Below are 2844 nucleotides of genomic sequence, written 5' to 3' on the forward strand. Positions count from 1 at the left end.
GAGAGAGGGAATCTAGCCCCCTACCCCGCCGACCGCAGTCCCTCGGCGTCCACGGCCACGCCCCGCTCCGCCGCCAGATAGCCCGCAACCGCCTCGCCCGGCATCGGCCGCGCGAACAGGAAGCCCTGCACCACGCGGCAGCCCAGGGGCTGGAGCAGCACCAGCTGCTCGGGCGCCTCCACGCCTTCGACCACGCAGTCGAGGCCGAGGTTGCGGCAGAGGTCGAGGATGGTCTTGACGATGGCCCGGCGCTTGTCGGCCGCCTCCAGGCCGCGCATGAAGCTGCCGTCGATCTTCAGCTTGTCGATCGGCAGGCGGTGCACGTAGCTGAGGCTGGAATAGCCGGCCCCGAAGTCGTCCAGCGCGATGCGCACGCCCAGCGCCTTCAGCGCCGCCAGCGAGCGGGCCGCCTGGTCGAAGTCGCGCATGACGGCGGTCTCGGTGACCTCCAGGTCGATGCGCCCGGGATCGACGCCGCTGGCCTGGATGATCTCGATGATGCGGGCGATCTGCTCGGGCGAGGCGATGTCGCGGACCGACAGGTTGAACGACAGCCGGATGTCCTCCGGCCAGGTCGCCGCCGCCTCCAGGGCCCAGCCCAGCAGCACCGGCGACATCCGCGCGATCAGGCCCGAACGCTCGGCCACCGGCACGAAATCGCCCGGTGAGACGACGCCCAGGGTCGGGCTGGTCCAGCGGGCCAGGGCCTCGAAGCCGATGGTGCGCTCGTCCTTGATGTCGACCAGCGGCTGGAAGGCCAGGCGGAACTCGGCGTCCATGTCGGCGTGGCGCAGGGCCTGCTCGATCAGGCCGGCGGTCTTGATGGCCGTCTCGTGGTCGGCCGAGAACACCACCGCAGCGCCCCGGATGTTCTGCTTGGCGTGATAGAGCGCGTAGTCGGCCCGCTCGTAGAGCAGGTTGGGCGCGCTGGCGGCCTGCGGATAGACCGCGAAGCCCACCGAGCCGGAGACCTGGGCCGTGACGCCCGGGAAGCAGTAGGGCTCGCGCAGGGCCGCGCAGAGGTCCGCGCCCAGGCGCTGCAGGGCCTCAGGATCGAGATCGGCCTCGATGATCAGGCCGTATTCGTCGCCGCCCAGCCGGGCCACGAACAACGGCTGGCCGTGGTCGCGGGCCAGACGCTCGCCTGCCTCGACCAGAACCCGATCTCCGACCGCGTGGCCGTAGGCGTCGTTCACCGGCTTGAAGCCGTCCAGGTCGATCACGCCGACGGCGAAGCGGCGGCCTTGGGCGGCGGCCTCGTCGGTCACCCGTTGCAGGCGCGAGAAGAACTGCCGGCGGTTGGGCAGCCCCGTCAGGCCGTCCATGTTGGCCAGGCGCAGATAGTCGTCGCTGAGGCTCTGGATCTCGGCCTGCCGCTCCTCCAGCCCCCGCTGGCTTTCGACCAGGTTGGAGAAGTCGCGGTACGAGATCAGCAGGATGACCAGCATGGCCACCGCCACCAGGGCCATGTTGAAGCCGATGGCGGTCAGCACCGGATTGCCGCTGGCCAGCAGGAAGACGGTGATCGGACCGACGACGATGCCGGTCAGCAGGAACGCCGCCGCCCGCATGTGCATCAGGCAGAACACGCAGCCGATGGCCGTGATGGCCATGTAGAACACCACGTGCGCCTTGGCGAAGGCGTCGCCGTACGGGAACAGGCTGAACGACCACAGGGTGAAGCCCAGGCCCAGCAGCCCGGCGAAGACCAGGGTCTGGCGCAGCAGGCGCTTGGCGGAAGCCTGGTCGATGGCGGTCTTGCGGGCCCGCCACCAGGTCACCAGCCGGACCAGGCTGGCCACGGTCAGCAGGCCGGGAAAGCCCAGGGTCAGCAGCAGCGGCGCGTCGCGAAGGTGGGTCGCCGACAGGGCGATCGTGTTGACCAGCACCAGCGCGTACATCATCGGCACCTGCCTGGAGAAGGCGCGCACCTGCGCCTTCATCAGTTCAGGGGTCGAGGGTACGGGGCGGAACCAGGGCAATCGGAACATCGCGGCGGCTGCGGGACGAGAACCGCCACCTCTGCGCCCCGTACGTTTAAGGCTTGCTTATCAGAGGCTTGCAGCGGGCCGCGTCGCTACGCCGCAGCCACGGTCAAGCTCTAGAGCCGGCGATAGCCCGCCACCCGCCGCGCCCAGGTCGGGTGATCGTCGATGGCCATATCGTCCGGCAGGCCCGGCGCCAGGGACTCGGCCTCCAGCACCCAGCGGGCGGCGTCGGCGTAGCGGTCGGCGCGGCCATAGCGCACCACGTCATCGACCATGGCCCGCAGCAGCACGGTGGCGGGCAGCGGATGGCGGTGCTCCAGCAGGCGCGCGGCCGGCTCCAGCACCTCCGGCCGGTCGCCATGCAGGGCCGGTCCGCGCTCCATGACCAGCCGCGCCGCCCCGGCCGCCGAGGGCCAGGCGGTCAGGAAGGCCAGGGCCTTGTAAGGATCGGGATAGGCCTGGGCGTAGTCCAGCGCCTGGTCCTCGGCCTCGACGTCCTCGAAGTCGGGCAGCCCCTTGAGGAAGGCCCGCAGCATCTCGACCGACAGCGTGGCCTTGAACCCCGCCCAGCGCACGGCCTGGGCCTCCAGCGGCTCGCCGGCCGCTTCCAGGGCGGCGATGCGGGCCTGGTTCCAGGTCACGGCCCCGACATCGGCCTGCTCGACGATCCCGGGACCGGGGGCCGAGACGTCCAGCGCCGCCAGGGCGTCGGCGATGCGGCCGACGGCCAGGTAGCGGCGGGCGAGCTGGGCGCCGATCGGCGGCAGCACCAGTTGCGAGGCCGTGAACAGGTCCGCGAAGCCCTCGACGTCGCCCTCCAGGTCGGCCAGCACCTGGGCGGCCGCGCGCAGGCGCG

General features: G+C 71.2%; 2 protein-coding genes. Both read right to left on the minus strand.

What is annotated here, in order from left to right; genetic code table 11:
- Positions 1-20 precede the first annotated feature (20 nt).
- Positions 21-1991 (minus strand): bifunctional diguanylate cyclase/phosphodiesterase, encoded by a 1971-nt coding sequence (locus DMC18_RS20140; protein WP_110119675.1) that lies wholly within the window; start codon positions 1989-1991, stop codon positions 21-23.
- Positions 1992-2101: 110 nt separating this feature from the next.
- Positions 2102-2844, minus strand: a 743-nt coding sequence (locus DMC18_RS26185) for a DUF6880 family protein (protein WP_370444629.1), incomplete at its 5' end; no start/stop codon positions are given.

The sequence above is a fragment of the Caulobacter sp. D5 genome, from assembly GCF_003185805.1.
GTDB lineage: Bacteria > Pseudomonadota > Alphaproteobacteria > Caulobacterales > Caulobacteraceae > Caulobacter.

Bases quoted from the DNA above. Each gene is read 5' to 3' on its own strand.
- DMC18_RS20140 (WP_110119675.1), bottom strand. From the start codon at position 1,991: ATGTTCCGATTGCCCTGGTTCCGCCCCGTACCCTCGACCCCTGAACTG.